The 17,179-nt window shown below is 62.0% G+C and carries 15 protein-coding genes; 6 read left to right on the plus strand and 9 right to left on the minus strand.

What is annotated here, in order from left to right; genetic code table 11:
- The first annotated feature begins 174 nt into the window (after positions 1-174).
- The 3 genes from LB554_RS02605 (at position 175) to LB554_RS02615 (ending at position 3,954) form a co-directional block, all read left to right on the plus strand.
- Entirely contained in the window at positions 175-1,839 is a 1,665-nt protein-coding gene (locus tag LB554_RS02605) for an ABC transporter substrate-binding protein (RefSeq protein WP_015318190.1), read from the plus strand.
- A 69-nt stretch (positions 1,840-1,908) separates the two neighbouring features.
- Complete coding sequence (locus LB554_RS02610; protein ID WP_224583020.1) at positions 1,909-3,030, plus strand: carbohydrate ABC transporter permease; 1,122 nt, start codon at positions 1,909-1,911, stop codon at positions 3,028-3,030.
- Between the two features lie 6 nt (positions 3,031-3,036).
- The gene (locus tag LB554_RS02615; protein ID WP_023773222.1) at positions 3,037-3,954 is read left to right on the plus strand and encodes a carbohydrate ABC transporter permease; all 918 of its coding nucleotides are present in this window, start codon (positions 3,037-3,039) and stop codon (positions 3,952-3,954) included.
- Between the two features lie 45 nt (positions 3,955-3,999).
- On the opposite strand, the gene LB554_RS02620 is transcribed toward LB554_RS02615, so the two are convergent.
- Together LB554_RS02620 and LB554_RS02625 are read right to left on the minus strand one after the other, a co-directional pair.
- Positions 4,000-4,743: a creatininase family protein gene (locus LB554_RS02620; protein WP_140617022.1), complete on the minus strand. Its 744-nt coding sequence runs from the start codon at positions 4,741-4,743 to the stop codon at positions 4,000-4,002.
- 3 nt (positions 4,744-4,746) lie between these two features.
- Positions 4,747-5,292 (minus strand): SIS domain-containing protein, encoded by a 546-nt coding sequence (locus LB554_RS02625; RefSeq protein WP_263485717.1) that lies wholly within the window; start codon positions 5,290-5,292, stop codon positions 4,747-4,749.
- Between the two features lie 211 nt (positions 5,293-5,503).
- Between LB554_RS02625 and LB554_RS02630 the strand changes: the two genes are divergently transcribed.
- A complete protein-coding gene (locus LB554_RS02630; RefSeq protein ID WP_140617024.1) occupies positions 5,504-6,526 on the plus strand; it encodes an aldo/keto reductase in 1,023 nt (340 codons plus the stop codon).
- Positions 6,527-6,610: 84 nt separating this feature from the next.
- Here LB554_RS02630 and LB554_RS02635 read toward each other — a convergent pair whose 3' ends face one another.
- From LB554_RS02635 to clpP, 4 genes are all read right to left on the minus strand, one after another.
- Complete coding sequence (locus LB554_RS02635) at positions 6,611-6,883, minus strand: HU family DNA-binding protein (protein WP_015318196.1); 273 nt, start codon at positions 6,881-6,883, stop codon at positions 6,611-6,613.
- A gap of 196 nt (positions 6,884-7,079) precedes the next feature.
- On the minus strand, positions 7,080-9,491 hold the full coding sequence (gene lon, locus LB554_RS02640; RefSeq protein WP_015318197.1) for an endopeptidase La: 2,412 nt from the start codon (positions 9,489-9,491) through the stop codon (positions 7,080-7,082).
- A gap of 274 nt (positions 9,492-9,765) precedes the next feature.
- Complete coding sequence (clpX, locus tag LB554_RS02645) at positions 9,766-11,040, minus strand: ATP-dependent Clp protease ATP-binding subunit ClpX (protein WP_013532190.1); 1,275 nt, start codon at positions 11,038-11,040, stop codon at positions 9,766-9,768.
- Positions 11,041-11,335: 295 nt separating this feature from the next.
- The gene (clpP, locus tag LB554_RS02650) at positions 11,336-11,965 is read right to left on the minus strand and encodes an ATP-dependent Clp endopeptidase proteolytic subunit ClpP (protein WP_015318198.1); all 630 of its coding nucleotides are present in this window, start codon (positions 11,963-11,965) and stop codon (positions 11,336-11,338) included.
- A 334-nt stretch (positions 11,966-12,299) separates the two neighbouring features.
- Here clpP and LB554_RS02655 point away from each other — a divergent pair, with 334 nt between their 5' ends.
- Positions 12,300-12,893, plus strand: a complete 594-nt coding sequence (locus tag LB554_RS02655) for a hypothetical protein (RefSeq protein ID WP_140717514.1) — start codon at positions 12,300-12,302, stop codon at positions 12,891-12,893.
- A 2-nt stretch (positions 12,894-12,895) separates the two neighbouring features.
- Here the strand turns inward: LB554_RS02655 and LB554_RS02660 are convergent, their stop codons facing one another.
- Positions 12,896-13,999, minus strand: a complete 1,104-nt coding sequence (locus LB554_RS02660; RefSeq protein WP_224583024.1) for an NAD(P)/FAD-dependent oxidoreductase — start codon at positions 13,997-13,999, stop codon at positions 12,896-12,898.
- A 104-nt stretch (positions 14,000-14,103) separates the two neighbouring features.
- On the opposite strand from LB554_RS02660, the gene LB554_RS02665 reads away from it, so the two are divergent.
- Positions 14,104-15,354 (plus strand): cytochrome P450, encoded by a 1,251-nt coding sequence (locus LB554_RS02665; protein ID WP_224583025.1) that lies wholly within the window; start codon positions 14,104-14,106, stop codon positions 15,352-15,354.
- Positions 15,355-15,404: 50 nt separating this feature from the next.
- Here LB554_RS02665 and LB554_RS02670 read toward each other — a convergent pair whose 3' ends face one another.
- A complete protein-coding gene (locus LB554_RS02670) occupies positions 15,405-15,749 on the minus strand; it encodes a cupin domain-containing protein (RefSeq protein WP_140661968.1) in 345 nt (114 codons plus the stop codon).
- A gap of 6 nt (positions 15,750-15,755) precedes the next feature.
- Positions 15,756-17,036, minus strand: coding sequence for an O-acetylhomoserine aminocarboxypropyltransferase (locus LB554_RS02675; RefSeq protein ID WP_224583026.1), 1,281 nt, complete (start codon positions 17,034-17,036; stop codon positions 15,756-15,758).
- Positions 17,037-17,179 lie beyond the last annotated feature (143 nt).

A 17,179-nucleotide genomic window follows, 5' to 3' on the forward strand; every position in this document is an offset into this window, starting at 1 on the left:
GGCGTTTGGTTGTGAGAATAGTGACGAGCGCCAATCCGAACGCCGGTACTCTACCCGAAAAAACGGAACGCGAAGCGACGCAGGTCGGGGTCCTGATTTCGCTTCTAAAAAGGCCAGCGCCCGGCACGATTGGCACTTTCGATTCACGACTAACGTTCTGGGAGGAAATAGTCCATGCGAGTAGGTCTTTACGACAAACTGGTACGTGCCGGCGCCACAAGGCGCGACATATTGAAGGGCGCGGCCTCGATGGCCGCGATCGCCGCCGCATCCGGCGCCGGACTTGGCGCGCTGACGCGCCCGGCTTCCGCCGCAAGCGAACTGCGCTCGAAAATCCTGCAGATCCCCGGGGTTGGCAAAGGCCAGCCGACAGACGCCGACTTCCAGAAGGTCGGCGAGCTTTGCCTGGAGGCGACCAAGGCCAATGTCAAGGAAGGCGAGTTCGCCGGCGTCGAGCTCACCTTCATGGGCCTCAACAACCAGAACCTGCACAATGTGCTGTTCCGTGGTTTCCTGAAGCCATGGGAGACCTATACCGGCGCCAAGATCAGCTGGATCGACCTGGCGCAGGCCGACTACAACGCCCGCCTGCAGCAGTCGATCGCCACCGGCACCGTCGACTTCGACATCATCGAGATGGGCGCGCCGTTCGAGGGCGACGTCTGCGGCAAGGGCCTGACTTCGGAGATGCCCGACTGGGTCAAGAAGCAGATCGACTTCGACGATCTCGTCAACTACCTCAAGCCGCCCGTCGGCACGTGGGATGGCAAGCAGTACCGGGTCACCATCGACGGCGACGCGCACAATTTCAACTACCGGACCGACGTGTTTGCCGATGCCGACCTCGCCAAGCAGTGGAAGGATGGCGGGGCGACGAGCGAATGGGGCGTGCCTAAGACCTGGCAAGAGGTTCAGGCCGTGACCAAGTTCCTGAAAGGCAAGAAGTTCAAGGGCCAGGATGTCTACGGCTACCTCGACGCGCCCAAGCCCTGGGGCGGGTTCGGCTTCTACTTCCTAGGCAGCCGTGCCACCGCCTACGCCAAGCATCCCGACGACAAGGCCTGGCTGTTCGACGCCGACACGATGAAGCCACGCATCAACAATCCGGCCTGGGTACGCGCCATCCAGGACGTCATCGACGCCCTGCCGTCGGAGCCGGCCGACCAGATCAATGCCGACCCGAACACCACCGCCTTCCAGCAGTTCCTGGCCGGCACCGGCTCGATGATCCCCTGGTGGGGCGACGTCGGCTCGAACGTCAAGACCAATGACAGCTCGGTCATCGGCGATGTCACCGGCTTCTCGATCCTGCCGGGCTCCGACGATGTCTACAACTCCAAGACCGGCAAGTGGGAGAAGCTCGCCAGCGGCCCGAACTATTCGCCCAACTGCGCCTATCTCGGCTGGGGCGTCTATGTCATGGCCCGCGTCGATAGCGACGAAAAGAAGAAGAAGGCGGCATGGTCGGCCGCCGCCCATCTCGGCGGCAAGGACCTGTCGATCTGGACGGCGATGTATCCGTCGGGCTTCCAGCCCTACCGCAATTCGCACTTCGACATTCCGGAGTGGGTGGCGGCCGGCTACGACGAGGCGTTCATCACCTCATATCTGAAGTCGGAAGGCGACAGCTACAATCATCCCAACGCGGCGATCGAGCCGCGCATCCCCGGCATCTTCCAGTATTACAGCGCCGCCGAGGATATCCTGGCCAACACCTTCGCCGGCAAGATGAAGGCGCAGGAAGGCGCCGATGCCATCGCAGCCGCCTGGGAGAAGCTGACCGACCAGATTGGCCGCGACAAGCAGATCAAGCTCTACAAGGCCTCGCTCGGCATGTAGGCTGCCCTGTGAACCGTGGTCCGGCGGCAACGCCGGGCCACAGCCTTTCCTTCCAAACGGGCGAGATTTGTGACTGACCAGACTTCGACCGCGACCCAGTGGCCGGCAGACGCCGCCCCCTATGATCTGATCCCGCCGGGCCGCAGGCGTCTGGGCTGGGCGCTGATGGCGATTGCCACGCTCGGCCTGTTGGCAACGATCGTGGTGCAGATCCTCTACAAGACCGAGCTCGATACGATCGGCTTCGAGACATGGCGGCCCGTGGTTTACGCCTATGTGCTGTGGGGTGTGGCGATCGGCATCGGCCAGGTTCTGACACGCGGCGAGGACGGCCAGCGCGCGCTGTTCCTGCTGCCGGCCCTTTTGTTCACCATTGCGATGGTGATCTTCCCGACCCTGTTCGGCTTCTACATCGCGCTGACCGATTGGAACCTCTCCTCCTTCAGCGGCCGCAGGTTCAATGGGCTGGACAATTTCTGGCAGATGCTCGCCGACCCCTATTACCGCAACGCCCTGTTCAACATGGTACTCTATGTGCTGGCGGTGCTGGTCGAATATGTCATCGCCTTTGGCCTGGCACTGCTCCTCAACGCGCAGATCCGGGCTCGAAAGTTCTTCCGGGTGGTGTTCCTGATGCCGCTCATGCTGTCGCCGGTCGCGGTGTCGTGGATGATCGGCAAGTCGCTGATGGAATACCGCTTTGGACCCGCTGCCACGCTGGCGCGCCATCTCGGCTGGGAAGACCCGGCCTTCTTCTCGAACCCGATCACCGCCCGCATCTCGATCATGCTGCTGGACGCCTGGACCTTCATTCCGTTCATGATGATCATGCTGCTGGCGGGGCTGCAGGCGATGTCGCGCGAGGTGCTGGAGGCGGCACGTGTCGACGGCGCCACAGCCTGGCAAACCTTCTGGCAGGTCACTTTCCCGCTGATGCTGCCGGTGTCGGTGACGGCGGTGATCCTGCGCATCATCTTCAAGCTGAAGCTTGCCGACATCATCATCACGGTCACCTCGGGCGGTCCGGGCGGCGCCACCGATTCGGTCTCGAGCTTCATCTACCGCGAATACCGCGACCGCTCGAATGTTGGCTATGGCACCATGCTGGCGATGGCCTATCTCGTCATCATCGTGGTGTTCGTGACCTGGCTGTTGAAGTTCGCCAGCCGTTTCGTGCGCAATGTGAATTAGGTAGAGATGAGCGTTCAGACCACCGACTACGTCGCATCCGAAATCCGCTCGCCGGCGAGCTTCCTCGCCAGCCGCGTCTTCATCTATGGTGCGCTCGCCTGCTGGGGCTTCATCTGCCTGTTTCCGATCTATTGGACCATCACCACATCCTTCAAGACGGCGGTGGATGTCACCCAGGGCCACCTGATCCCGTTCGTGGACTTCCAGCCGGATTGGAAAGGCTGGCGATCGCTTGGCCTGTCGCCGGACTCGATCTTCCAGACATCGACCGTGCGCGACGAGTTCCTCAAGCGCTTCATGAATTCGGTCATCACCTCGGTTGGCGCGTCGAGCCTGGCGATCATCATCGGCAGCCTCGCCGCCTATGGCCTGACCCGCTACCGCTACCATTTCGCCTGGTTCAAGAACGAGGACATCTCCTTCTTCTTCCTGTCGCAGCTCATCCTGCCGCCGGTGGTGCTGGCCCTGCCCTTCCTGGTGCTCTACCGTGAAGTCGGATTGCTCGATACCCGCGTCGGACTGATCCTGCTCTACACGCTGATGGTGCTGCCGATCGTCATCTGGATCATGCGCGACCAGTTCAATTCCATCCCCGTCGAACTCGAGGAAGCAGCCCTCGTCGACGGCCTGTCGATCTGGGGCGCCTTTTTCCGTATCGTCATGCCGATCGCGCTGCCGGGCATGGTGGCCGCCTTCATCCTGGCGATGGTGCTGTGCTGGAACGAGTACTTCTTCGCCGCCCTTTTGACCTCGACGGACGCCAAGACTATTCCCGTCATGGTCGCCAGCCAGACGGGCTCGCAAGGCATCAACTGGTGGTCGATGGCGGCGCTTGCCACGGCCGCGATCGCGCCGCTTGCCGTCATCGGCATCGCCCTGGAGCGCTACCTGATCATGGGCATGACCGCTGGCGCGGTGAAGTGACCGGGCGTCTTCACCTCCCCTCGGTCGGAGAAAGGTCGCGCTAATCTAAGCCTTCAGGATCGCGCGCAGATGATCCATGATCATGGCGACGCCCTTCTGTCCAAGTGCTGCCGAGGCTTCCGCCGCAGTTGCCGTATACCAGCTTTTGTTGTCCGCGAAATGCGCGGCGTCCACCGCTTCCGGGCATAGCGCCAGCATCAGCGATGTCTCGCCGATGCCGGCATGGTCGAACGGATATTTGCCGTTCATGGCGGTCGGCATCAGCGGGTGCACCTGCACCCAGTTGAAGAAGTTTTCGCCCTCGGCATGTCCGGCATAATAGTCGGCCATCGTCTCTGAACCCCACCAGCCCTCGCCACGCTGCTTCTCGAGGAAGCGGAAGATCGCCTGTCTGCCTGCGGTCTTGAAGGCGAGATCCGTCGGCATGCCGGCGGCGAAATTCTCGGTCTGGTGATGAATGATGGCGTGGATGTTGCGAAACCCAATGCGCAGCAGGCTGTAGAACAGCGCCTCGCCGAATGGCGCCAGTTGATTGCCGCCGACCTGGACGGAGCCGCTGCCTTCCGGCGGTGCCACCGCGTAACTCGCCGCGCCATAGTAGAAGGGCGGCAGGATGACGACATCGCTCTCTTTTTCGAACAGCTCCAGCGTCTTGATGACTGCCAGCGTATCCATGCCGACGGCCATGTGCTCGCCATGGTATTCCAGCACGCCGAGCGGCAGCGCGACCGGCCAATTCTGGGCGATTGCCTTTCGGATCTGGTGCGGCAGCATCAGTTCATAGCGCATGATCTATTCCATGTTGGTGTGGCGGGCGCGCATGGCTTCCGGCGACGCCGCGGTCATGTCCCTGAGTTTCAGCACCATGATCTCGAACAGCACGAACAACGCGCCCTCGAACACCGAGCCCATCGGCAGCACCGACGTCTTTTGCGGCCCCTGGTCGTCGGCCATGGTCTGCGCCGGGATCAGCAGCGTCAAATCGGCCAGCCCTGCGGCGCTGCCGCCTGCCTGGGCGGTCAGGAGCAGGACGGTGGCGCCTGCCTCGCGCGCGATGCGCATCAGGGTGAGTACGGTCGAGGTTTCGCCGGGTCCGGAACTGACAAGCAGGACATCGCCCTGCCCTACAGGCGGGGTGGTCATGTCGCCGACGACCGAAACCGGCAGGCCCAGATGATAGAGCCGCATGGCGAAGCCCTTCACCTGCAAGGCCTCGCGGCCGCAGCCATAGACGACGATCTGTCTGGCACCGACCAGCATCCCACAGGCGGCGTCGATCCGATCGCCATCGACGCGCGCCAGCACCGCGCCAAGCTCGTCGAGCGCGGTCTTGAACATCTCCGAGCTGGAGTTGCTCACGGCCGCGCCGCCTGCGCGCCGGCAATCGAATTGGATTGGCAATTCCTGATCACGCTTTTCCCCGGAACAGCTTGATTTCGTTCATGCTAGCAACCGGGAAAATGCGTGTCCAACGCTCAGCGGCGCTTTTGCCAAGCCACGAGCGTGATAGTGTCATGTCAGACAAATCAATCCGGGAAAATTTCAAGATATGAAGACACGGCATTTCGACCGCATCGGCAATGGCGGCATCACCTTCACGGAGCTGGGTTTCGGTACAGCGCCGCTCGGCAATCTTTACCGCGCCGTCTCCGACGAGGATGCCAATGCGACGCTGGAGGCCGCCTGGGCGACCGGCTGCCGCTATTATGACACCGCGCCCCTCTATGGGCTCGGCCTGTCGGAAACGCGCCTCAATCCGTTCCTGCGATCCAGGAAGCGCGACGACTACGTGCTGTCGAGCAAGGTCGGCCGCATCATGCGCGCCTGCCCGCCAGAAGAGCGCACCGGCATCGGCAAGTTCTTCGACACGCCGTCGCGCAAGGAGGTCTACGATTACAGCTATGACGGCGTCATGCGCTCGTTCGAGGCCTCGCTGGAGCGGCTTGGCGTCGACCGCATCGATATCCTGTTCGTGCACGATGTCGATATCTTCACCCACGGCAGCAAGGAGGCGTCCGACCGGCGCATCGAAGAGTTCATGCGTTCGGGCTATTATGGCCTGCTCGCCTTGCGCGACCAGGGCGTCATCAAGGCGTTCGGCGGCGGCATCAACGAATGGCAGGTGGCCCAGACCCTGGCCGAGCGCGGCGATTTCGACCTGTTCCTGCTTGCCGGGCGCTATACGCTGCTGGAACAGGAGGCGCTGACATCGTTCCTGCCGCTTTGCCAGAAACGCGGCATCGGCATCGTTCTCGGCGGCCCGTACAATTCCGGCATCCTGGCCACCGGACCGAAGTCCGGCGCTTACTACAATTATTCCGAGGCGCCGCAGGAAGTGCTCGATCGCGTGGCGCGCATCGAGGCCGTCTGCAAGCGCCATGGGGTCAGGTTGATCGAAGCCGCCCTGCAGTTCCCGCTGTTGCACCCGTCGGTGGTTTCGGTCATCCCCGGCGGTCAGCGGCCTGAAGAGGTCGAGAGCAACCGCTCGCTCCTGGACGCCAAACTCCCTGCAGCGCTCTGGGCCGACCTCAAGAACGAAGGCCTCATGCGCGCCGACGCCCCGACAGCTTGAGGAGCTACCGTCCGGCCCAATACGCCGAAAAAGAAAAGCCGGGCAAGCCCGGCTTTTCTGGTTTTTTCAAAAATAAAAACGCGCTTAGTTGACGGCGTCCTTGAGACCTTTGCCGGCCGAGAACTTCGGCACGGTGCGCGCCGGGATCTTCACTTCGGCGCCGGTCTGCGGGTTGCGGCCGGTGGATGCGGCGCGCTTTGACACGGTGAAATTGCCAAAGCCGACAAGCCGGACATCGCCGCCCTTCTTCAGTTCGCCGGAGATGACAGAAAACACTGCATCGACCGCAGACTGCGCGTCACCCTTCGAAATGCTCGCGGCGTCGGCGACAGCGGACACCAGTTCGTTCTTGTTCATAAAAATTCCCTTCCATGAGAACACCGGAACTCACGACTCATCCGGCAGGAAACGGACTTTAGAAAGAAGCGTTCCCGCAACCAAGTCGAAAAGGCAGGAAAATAGCGGAAAAAGCCCGGAATTCCGGGGTTTTTCACATGAAAAAGCCGGGCGCGAGGCCCGGCTTTCTGTTTGTGCGCTGCAACCTTAGAAAAAACTAATGCGCAAGCGACTTTCCAGCGTCATCGCTGGTGTCCGTGGAAGCCGGCGGATTGACCGGTTCGACCCATTCGATCGGCTCCGGCATCCGCACCAGCGCGTGGCGCAACACCTCACCGACGCGTGAGACCGGAATGATTTCCATGCCGTTCTTCACGTTGTCCGGGATCTCCGCCAGATCCTTGGCGTTGTCTTCCGGGATCAGCACCTTCTTGATGCCGCCGCGCAGTGCGGCGAGCAGCTTCTCCTTGAGGCCGCCGATCGGCAAGATGCGGCCGCGAAGCGTTATCTCGCCAGTCATCGCCACATCGGCCCGCACCGGAATACCCGTCAGCACCGACACGATGGCCGTGGCCATGGCGGCACCGGCGGACGGACCGTCCTTCGGCGTGGCGCCTTCCGGCAAGTGCACGTGGATGTCGCGCTTGTCGAACAGCGGCGGCTCGATGCCGAAATCGATGGCGCGCGAGCGGACATAGGAGGCCGCCGCCGAGATCGATTCCTTCATCACGTCGCGCAGATTGCCGGTCACCGTCATGCGGCCCTTGCCGGGCATCATGACGCCTTCGACCGTCAGCAGCTCGCCGCCGACTTCCGTCCAGGCAAGGCCGGTGACGACACCGACCTGATCGTCAGCCTCGACCTGGCCGAAGCGGTAGCGCTGAACACCGAGATAGTCGGCGAGGTTCGCCGCCGTGATGCTCACCGTCTTCTTCTTCGTCTTCAGGATCTCGGTCACCGCCTTGCGCCCAAGCTTCATCAGCTCGCGCTCCAGGCTTCTGACGCCCGCTTCACGGGTGTAGGTCTGGATGATGGCGCGGATCGCGTCCTCACCGACGGAGAACTCCTTTGGCTGCAGCGCGTGATCGCGGATCACCTTCGGCATCAGGTGCCGCTTGGCGATTTCGATCTTCTCGTCCTCGGTGTAGCCGGCGATACGGATGATCTCCATGCGGTCCATCAGGGGCGCAGGGATGTTCAGCGTGTTCGCCGTCGTCACGAACATCACGCTCGACAGGTCGTATTCGACCTCGAGGTAATGGTCCATGAACGTCGAGTTCTGTTCGGGGTCGAGCACCTCGAGCAGCGCGGACGACGGATCGCCACGGAAGTCCTGGCCCATCTTGTCGATCTCGTCGAGCAGGAAAAGCGGGTTGGACTTCTTGGCCTTCTTCATCGACTGGATGACCTTGCCGGGCATCGAGCCGATATAGGTGCGCCGGTGGCCACGGATCTCGGCCTCGTCACGCACGCCGCCAAGCGCCATGCGGATGAATTCGCGACCGGTCGCCTTGGCGATCGACTTGCCGAGCGAGGTCTTGCCGACGCCGGGAGGGCCGACGAGGCACAGGATCGGCCCCTTCAGCTTCTTCTGGCGGCTCTGCACGGCAAGATACTCGACGATGCGGTCCTTGACCTTGTCGAGGCCGAAGTGATCGGTGTCGAGCACGTTCTGCGCATAGGCCAGGTCCTGCTTGACCTTGGAGTTCTTGCCCCACGGGATCGACAGCAGCCAATCGAGATAGTTGCGCACGACAGTCGATTCGGCCGACATCGGCGACATCGTCCTGAGCTTCTTCAATTCGGCATCCGCCTTTTCGCGGGCCTCCTTGGAGAGCTTGGTCTTCTTGATGCGAGCCTCGATCTCGGCGGCCTCGTCGCGGCCGTCCTCGCCCTCGCCGAGCTCCTTCTGGATCGCCTTCATCTGCTCGTTGAGGTAGTATTCGCGCTGCGTCTTCTCCATCTGGCGCTTGACGCGCGAGCGGATGCGCTTCTCCACCTGCAGGACGGAGATTTCGGCTTCCATGAAGCCCATCGCCTTTTCCAGCCGCTCCTTGACGGAAAGCGTGGCCAGCATTTCCTGCTTTTCAGGGATCTTGATGGCAAGATGCGAGGCAACCGTGTCGGCGAGCTTGGAATAGTCGTCTATCTGGCTAGCGGCACCCACCACTTCGGGCGAGATCTTCTTGTTCAGCTTGACGTAGTTCTCGAAGTCAGTGACGACCGAGCGGGCCAGAGCCTCGACCTCGACCTCCTCCTCTTCCGGTTCGACCAGCGCCGTGGCCTTGGCCTCGTGGAAGTCGGGACGGTCGGTGAAGGAGACGATTTTCGCACGCGAGGCGCCTTCGACCAGAACCTTGACGGTGCCGTCGGGCAGCTTCAGCAATTGCAGCACATTGGCGAGCGTGCCGATGTCGAAGATCGCATCGGGCTCGGGATCGTCATCGGCGGCATTCATCTGGGTGGCAAGCAGGATCTGCTTTTCCTGACCCATCACCTCTTCCAGCGCCTTGATCGACTTTTCGCGCCCGACGAAGAGCGGAACGATCATATGCGGGAACACCACGATGTCGCGCAGTGGGAGGACCGCGAAGACGCCGTCGCTGGGAGCCTTGGATATTTTGGCCATTGTCCAACCTTTCATGTCGCGGCCACCATCAGGCCAACCGCGAATCTCATATTAACGACCGGGGATCGTTCCGCCTACCACCGTTTATGACGGGAGTTTTACAGCACAGAAATCGGGCACCTCGGCCTTCTCGTGTTAGGTGGAGGCAGGCAGGGCAAAGATCAAGAGTTAACATCGTCCCCAATCCACTCCATCGCGACGCTGTGCCGGTTCCTCACAGCAAAACGGCGCCGCAGGGGCGCCGTTCCATAAAAATATAGGGCCAAGTGCCATATCAGGCGCTGACATTGCCCTTCTTTTCCTTCTGTTCGGAATAGATGTAGAGCGGCCGGGCGCTGCCGGTCACCACCTCTTCCGAAATCACAACCTCGCGCACGCCTTCGAGCGCCGGCAGTTCGAACATCGTGTCGAGCAGGATCGCTTCCATGATCGAACGCAGGCCGCGCGCACCGGTCTTGCGCTCGATGGCGCGCTTGGCGATCGCCGAAAGCGCGTTCTCGTGGAAGGTCAGATCGACATTTTCCATCTCGAACAGGCGCTGGTACTGCTTGACCAGCGCATTCTTCGGCTCGGTCAGGATCTGGATCAGTGCCGGCTCGTCGAGATCCTCCAGCGTCGCCAGGACCGGCAGACGGCCGACGAACTCCGGAATGAGGCCGAACTTCAACAGATCCTCGGGCTCGACCAGGCGGAAAACATCACCCGTGCGGCGATCCTCCGGCGAGGCGACGACAGCTCCGAAGCCGATCGAGGTTTTCCTGCCGCGATCCGAAATGATCTTGTCCAGCCCGGCAAAGGCGCCCCCGCAGATGAACAGGATGTTGGCGGTGTCGACCTGCAGGAACTCCTGCTGCGGGTGCTTGCGGCCGCCCTGCGGCGGCACGGAGGCGACCGTGCCTTCCATGATCTTGAGCAGCGCCTGCTGAACGCCCTCGCCCGACACGTCGCGGGTGATCGAGGGATTGTCGGACTTGCGTGAAATCTTGTCGATCTCGTCGATGTAGACGATGCCGCGCTGGGCGCGCTCGACATTGTAGTCGGCCGACTGCAACAGCTTCAGGATGATGTTCTCGACGTCCTCGCCGACGTAACCGGCCTCGGTCAGCGTCGTGGCGTCGGCCATGGTGAAGGGTACGTCGATGATGCGGGCCAGCGTCTGTGCCAGCAGCGTCTTGCCGCAGCCGGTCGGGCCGATCAGCAGGATATTGGACTTGGCCAGCTCGACATCGTTGTTCTTGCCGGCATGCGCGAGGCGCTTGTAGTGGTTGTGGACGGCCACCGACAGCACGCGCTTGGCGTAGGGCTGGCCGATGACATAGTCGTCGAGAACCTTGAGGATCTCCTGCGGGGTCGGCACGCCCTCGCGCGACTTCACCATCGAGGTCTTGTTCTCCTCGCGGATGATATCCATGCACAGCTCGACGCACTCGTCGCAGATGAACACCGTCGGACCGGCGATCAGCTTGCGCACCTCGTGCTGGCTCTTGCCGCAAAACGAGCAATAAAGCGTGTTCTTGGAATCACCGCTGTTGTTGCCGACCTTGCTCATTTTCATGTCCTTTCATGGCCGCCCGCCGATGGTCTGGCTGAAAGGGCGCATACTCTATTTATCGCGGGAATCCGCCGCCGCCAGTCTTCCGGCTCCCGCAACGTATTCCGTACGAAACACAAATCAGAAAACGTGGCAATGATTCGCAGCTTCCCCACGCAAAGCTAAGCCGTCGAAAATCAACATAGCCTTAACGTAGGCAATCCCGACCTCCGAGGGAACAGCCAATTGTGGCCGAAATGACGCAAGACACGCCAAAAGCGCGTGATGGTGCCATCCAACTGCCAACTAGCCTTTATGCCAACGCCCCCTCGGCCGCCTCGCGCGACGAAATGACCTTGTCAATCAGGCCAAAATCCTTGGCCTCGTCGGCGGTCATGAAATGGTCGCGGTCGAGCGTCTTCTCGATGTCCTCATAGCTCTTGCCGGTGTGCTTGACATAGACCTCGTTGAGGCGACGCTTCAGCTTGATGATGTCCTGGGCGTGACGCTCGATATCGGACGCCTGCCCCTGGAAGCCGCCGGACGGCTGGTGAACCATAATACGGGCGTTGGGCGTGGCGAAACGCATGTCCTTGTGGCCGGCGGTCAGCAGCAGCGAGCCCATCGAGGCCGCCTGGCCGATGCACAGCGTCGACACGGCCGGTTTGATGAACTGCATGGTGTCGTAGATCGCCATGCCCGAGGTGACGACGCCGCCCGGCGAATTGATGTAGAGGTTGATTTCCTTCTTCGGGTTCTCCGCTTCGAGGAACAGGAGCTGCGCGCAGACCAGCGTCGCCATGCCGTCCTCGACCGGACCGGTGATGAAAATGATGCGCTCCTTGAGGAGGCGCGAGAAAATGTCGTAGGCCCGCTCGCCGCGATTGGTCTGTTCGACCACCATCGGAACGAGGTTCATGTAGGTTTCGACGGGATTCTTCATCAGTTATCTCTTGTCTCGCGGTGGGATTCCGGCGCCGGACAGGCTGGCAGCTCGGGCAGAATCGGTTCTGGATCGTTAAGATGTAAATAGGATGCCGGCTCATCCTTGTGCAAGGCCGACCCGTCCTAGCCATCTGGGTAAGTCGAATCAAGCTTCCGGGCAAGAATTAGCAGCAGCTGATGCCACGCCGACCTCAAATACCGACCGGCCCCGCCAGGGTAGCAGTTTCTTAACCTCGTCACTTAACGAAATGCGCCAAAACCGCTTTTCTCCGCAACGGCTTCCCCTACAATTCAACGTTGAACTTGTGCCTACAGTTCAGACGGGGAGTGCCATGTCCGGGAAAACCGCATGCTTCACCATTGCAGGGATGACCATGCTCGGCTCGATTTCGCAAACGGCGGCCGGTGGTCGCGCCGTCGAATGCTACGAGCCCGTCCACACACCGGCCGTTTACGACACCGTCTACGAAGACGTCATGGTCAGCCCTCCCGGCCAGCAGATCGTCGACTATGATCCGCCGATCTATGGCACGCGCGAGCGAGTGGTGATGACTGTGCCGGCCCAGGTTCGGTATGAGGTGGTGCCTGCGGCCACCAGGACCGTCTATCACACCGTCAGGGTCGATGGCGGCGGCTATTCCTGGGAATGGCGCGTCATCCATGGCCGCCGCGTGTTGTGCAAGGTTTGGCACAAGGCACGCTTTGAACGCGTCGCCGAGACGGTGGTGATCCAGCCCGAGCGCACGCGGCGCGTCGTCATTCCGGCGCAATATGACAGCATCGCCGAGGAGGTGCTGGTGCGGCCCGAGCAAAGGCGCGTCATCGATATTCCCGCCGCGTACCAGACCGTCCCGCGCCGCGTGCTGGTGCGCGAAGGCTCATCCGGCTGGCGGCGGGTGCATATTCCAAGGCACTGCCAGGACTAGGCTTAGGCCACCTCGGCCCGCAGCCAGGCCTTAAGACCGACGACATCGCCATCGCCAATGGTTTTGGCCACACGACGCCCGACCGCCGCGCCGAACTTGTAGCCGTGACCCGAGCACGCCGAGACGACCAGGCACTTGCCGGTCTCATGCGCCAGGAATTTCTCGTCATCGGTGAACGTATAGGCGCAGGTGACCACTTCGGTCACCTTGTACTCCTCGATGCGGGCGATCGGCGGCGAAAACAGGTTGCGGATCGCCTCGCCCTCGCCGGGCACCGGCTCGCGGTTCCAGTCGGCGTCGCTGGTCGGCACCTTGTGCAGGCCCGAGCCGAATTTCATGCCGGCGCCCCGCGTAAGCGGGATCATATAGCCGTCGGTCGTGCCGCCGACATCGAGAATGACGGGCGCCGCCTCCCAAGCGGCCTTGAGATCGGCCGGCGGCTCGACATAGGCGAGCGCGGTGCGAAAGGTCTTCAATTCGCCGCCGAGTTCGGGGAATAGTTTCAGCACCCAGGCGCCAGCGGTAACGACGATGCGGTCGGCCTGCATCGTCTCGCCGGATTCGAGCACGATATGGCCGGCCTCGGCATCGATCTCCGTCACCTTGCTGTGCTCGTAGACGTTGGCTCCATTGGCACGCAGCCATTTGGCCAGCCCGGCTGCTATTTTGCGGCAATGCAGCGCGCCGCCCTCGGGCGAAAAATAGGCGTAGCGGAACGAGCCGGCCTCAAGGAACGGCCAGCGCTCGACGGCTGCGTCCGGTCCCAGCAATTCGAAAGGGAATTTTCCCTCTTCCAGGCCCTCGCGGTATTCCTCGGCCTCGTCGCCGGGCTCGCGCGAAACGCAGACGAAGCCCCGCGCGTCGAGGTGGTTCTCGCCGAGATCGGCCCACAGCTCGTCCCAGGCCTCGTAGGCTTCGGTGATCAGCAGCCCATAGCCGGTTCCAGCGCGGTAGGCGCGGCGGATGATGCGGTGATGGTCGCCCGATGCCGACAGCGGATTGGGGATCGGCCCCTGCTCGACGACCGACACGGCGTGGCCCGCCTTGACCAGCGACCACGCCGTGGACAGACCGGCGATACCCGCGCCGACAACGATCACATTCATCCGTTCAGACCTTCCGCAACCCTACTGCCTGGCTCAATGCATCGGGCTGTCGGACGCAACATACGGTCTGGAACCGGGCTGGCAAGCCGCGCTATGGGTCTGGCATGACCAAATCGACGCTCTCCTACCTGGCCTTTGATCCAGCCACTCGCCGGCTCAGACTCGACCCGCGCGAACCGGCTTTCTTCCTGAATTCTTACGAGGCGTACGGCCTCCTGCACGAAGCCTCGAATGCGTTTTTCTGGGAAGAGTTCGGCTTCTGGTGCTTTGGCGGCTTCGGCGATGTCAACCGGCTGTTGCGCGACCGCCGTTTCGGCCGCCAGAACCCGGCCGGCATCCCCGACAGCCGCGGTGTCGGCCAAGACAGGACCCATCTCAAGGCATTCGACGGCATCGAAGCCAATTCGATGCTGGAGCTGGAGCCGCCGGTCCATACGCGGCTGAGAACACTGGTCAACCGGGCTTTCGTCTCCCGTCAGGTCGAACGGTTGCGGCCGCGCGTCGAGGCGCTCGCCAACGAATTGATCGATCGTTTCGAACCTGGCAAGGCCGTCGACCTCCTGCCGGCCTTCGCCTCCCCGCTGCCAATCACCATCATCGCCGAAATGCTTGGCGTGCCGGTGGAGATGGGGCCGCGACTGCTCGACTGGTCGCATCAAATGGTCGCCATGTATATCCACGGCCGCACCCGTGAGACCGAGGAGACGGCCAACCGTGCCGCGGGCGAATTTTCCGATTTCCTGCGCGGCTACGTGACCGAACGGCGCAAGAAGCCGGGCGATGACCTGCTGTCGCTGCTGATCTCGGCCCAGGAGGACGACCAGAAACTGTCAGAGGACGAGCTGGTCTCCTCGGCCATCCTGCTGCTCAACGCCGGCCACGAAGCAACCGTGCACCAGACCGGCAATGCCATCCACTCCATCCTGGCACAAGGCGGCGACCCGCGCCGCTTCTTTACCTCACCCGAAGTGACGGCAGCAACGGTCGAGGAATGCCTGCGTTTCGATGCGCCGCTGCACATGTTCATGCGCTATGCCTATGAGGAAATCCAAATCGCGCCCGGCATCGTCGTGCGGCCGGGCCAGACGATCGGACTTCTGCTTGGCATGGCCAATCATGATCCGCATGCCTTCGCCGAACCGCAGACCTTCCGGCCGGAGCGCACCGACCAGAAGAATGTATCATTCGGCGCCGGCATCCATTTCTGCATCGGTGCGCCGCTGGCCCGCCTCGAACTGCAGGTTTCGCTGAGGACCTTGTTCGAGCGGCACCCGCAACTGCATCTCGCCGAACAGCCACGCTTCCGCGACACTTACCATTTCCATGGGCTGGAACGACTTGCCGTCGATTTTTAGCTAGCGAGTTGCCCGGAAATCCGATCGGATTCTCGATATGTGATCAAGCTTCAAACCTTGATCACATACTCCTTGCGAGTCGTTTCAAGCACTTCCCAGCTTCCCTTGAAGCCCGGCCGCAGCACGAAGCTGTCACCGGCTTTGACGGTGCGCGCTTGGCCGCCCTCTTCGGCGATTACCGAAACACCTGAGAGAATGTGGCAGAACTCCCATTCTTCATAGACGATGCGCCACTTGCCCGGGGTCGATTCCCAGATGCCGGCATAGAGGCCGCCGTCGCGCTCCTCGACATTCCAGGTGCGGAATTTCGGATCGCCCGAGATCAGGCGATCCGGCGCCGGCGCGCCGGATTCGGGTTCGACGCCTTTGGTGTCGACGGAAAGAAACGCGGTCATATCAGGTCAGACCTTGGCGAGCGCCTGTTCGAGGTCGGCGACGATGTCGGTGACATCCTCGATGCCGATGGACAGCCGCACCGTGTCGGGTCCGGCACCAGCCTTGACCTTCTGTTCGTCGGAAAGCTGGCGGTGCGTGGTCGATGCCGGGTGGATGACCAGCGACTTGGTGTCGCCGACATTGGCCAGGTGCGAGAACAGTTCGAGTGCCTCGACGAATTTGATGCCCGCCTCGTAGCCGCCCTTGAGGCCGAAGGTGAACACGGCGCCGGAGCCCAGCGGCGAATATTTCTTCTGCAGCGCGTTGTTCTTGTCGCTGGGCAGGCCGGGATAATTCACCCAGGCGACCTTGGGGTGGTTGGACAGCCAGCCGGCGACGGTGATCGCATTGTCGCAATGACGCTGCATGCGCAGCGGCAAGGTCTCGAGGCCGGTCAGGATAAGGAAGGCATTGAACGGCGAGATCGCCGGGCCGAGATCGCGCAGGCCGAGCACGCGCGCGGCGATGGCAAAAGCGAAATTGCCGAAGGTCTCGTGCAGCACGAGGCCGCCATATTCGGGGCGCGGTTCCGACAGCATCGGGTATTTGCCCGACTTCGACCAGTCGAAGGTGCCGCCGTCGACAATGACGCCGCCAATCGAATTGCCGTGGCCGCCCATGAACTTGGTCAGCGAGTGGACGATGATGTCGGCGCCATGCTCGATCGGCCGGATCAGATAGGGCGAGGCCAGCGTGTTGTCGACGATCAGCGGCAGGCCGTGCTTGCGGGCGATGTCGCCGATCTTCTCGATATCGACGAAGGTGCCGCCCGGATTGGCCAGGCTCTCGATGAAGATCGCCTTCGTCCTGTCGTCGATCTGGCTCTCGAAGGTCGAGATGTCGTTGGTTTCGGCCCAGCGCACCTCCCAGCCATAATTCTTGAAGGCATGGCCGAACTGGTTGATCGAACCACCGTAAAGCTTGTTGGCGGCGACGAAATTGTCACCGGGCTGCATCAGATTGTGGAACACGATGACCTGCGCGGCATGGCCAGAAGCAACCGCAAGGGCGGCCGTGCCGCCCTCGAGGGCCGCGACGCGCTCTTCGAGCACTGCCTGGGTCGGGTTCATGATGCGGGTGTAGATGTTGCCGAAAGCTTTTAGCCCGAACAGCGAAGCGGCGTGGTCGGCGTCATCGAAAACAAAGGAGGTCGTCTGGTAGATCGGCGTGGCGCGCGCGCCGGTGGCAGGATCGGGCTTGGCGCCGGCATGGACGGCGAGCGTGTTGAAACCGGGCGAACGGGTCACTGAAACCTCCCTTTGAACTTCCTAAATTGGCCGCGCATTCTTGGCGAAGGCGGCGTGCGAATGCAAAGAAGAAAATACCTTTCGGCGCCGATCCTTCGATCACACCGCAGGATAATGCGGCAATACGCGGAATAATTTTGCGC

Origin of the sequence: Mesorhizobium sp. CO1-1-11 (assembly GCF_020164995.1) — a bacterium.
Lineage (GTDB): Bacteria > Pseudomonadota > Alphaproteobacteria > Rhizobiales > Rhizobiaceae > Mesorhizobium > Mesorhizobium australicum.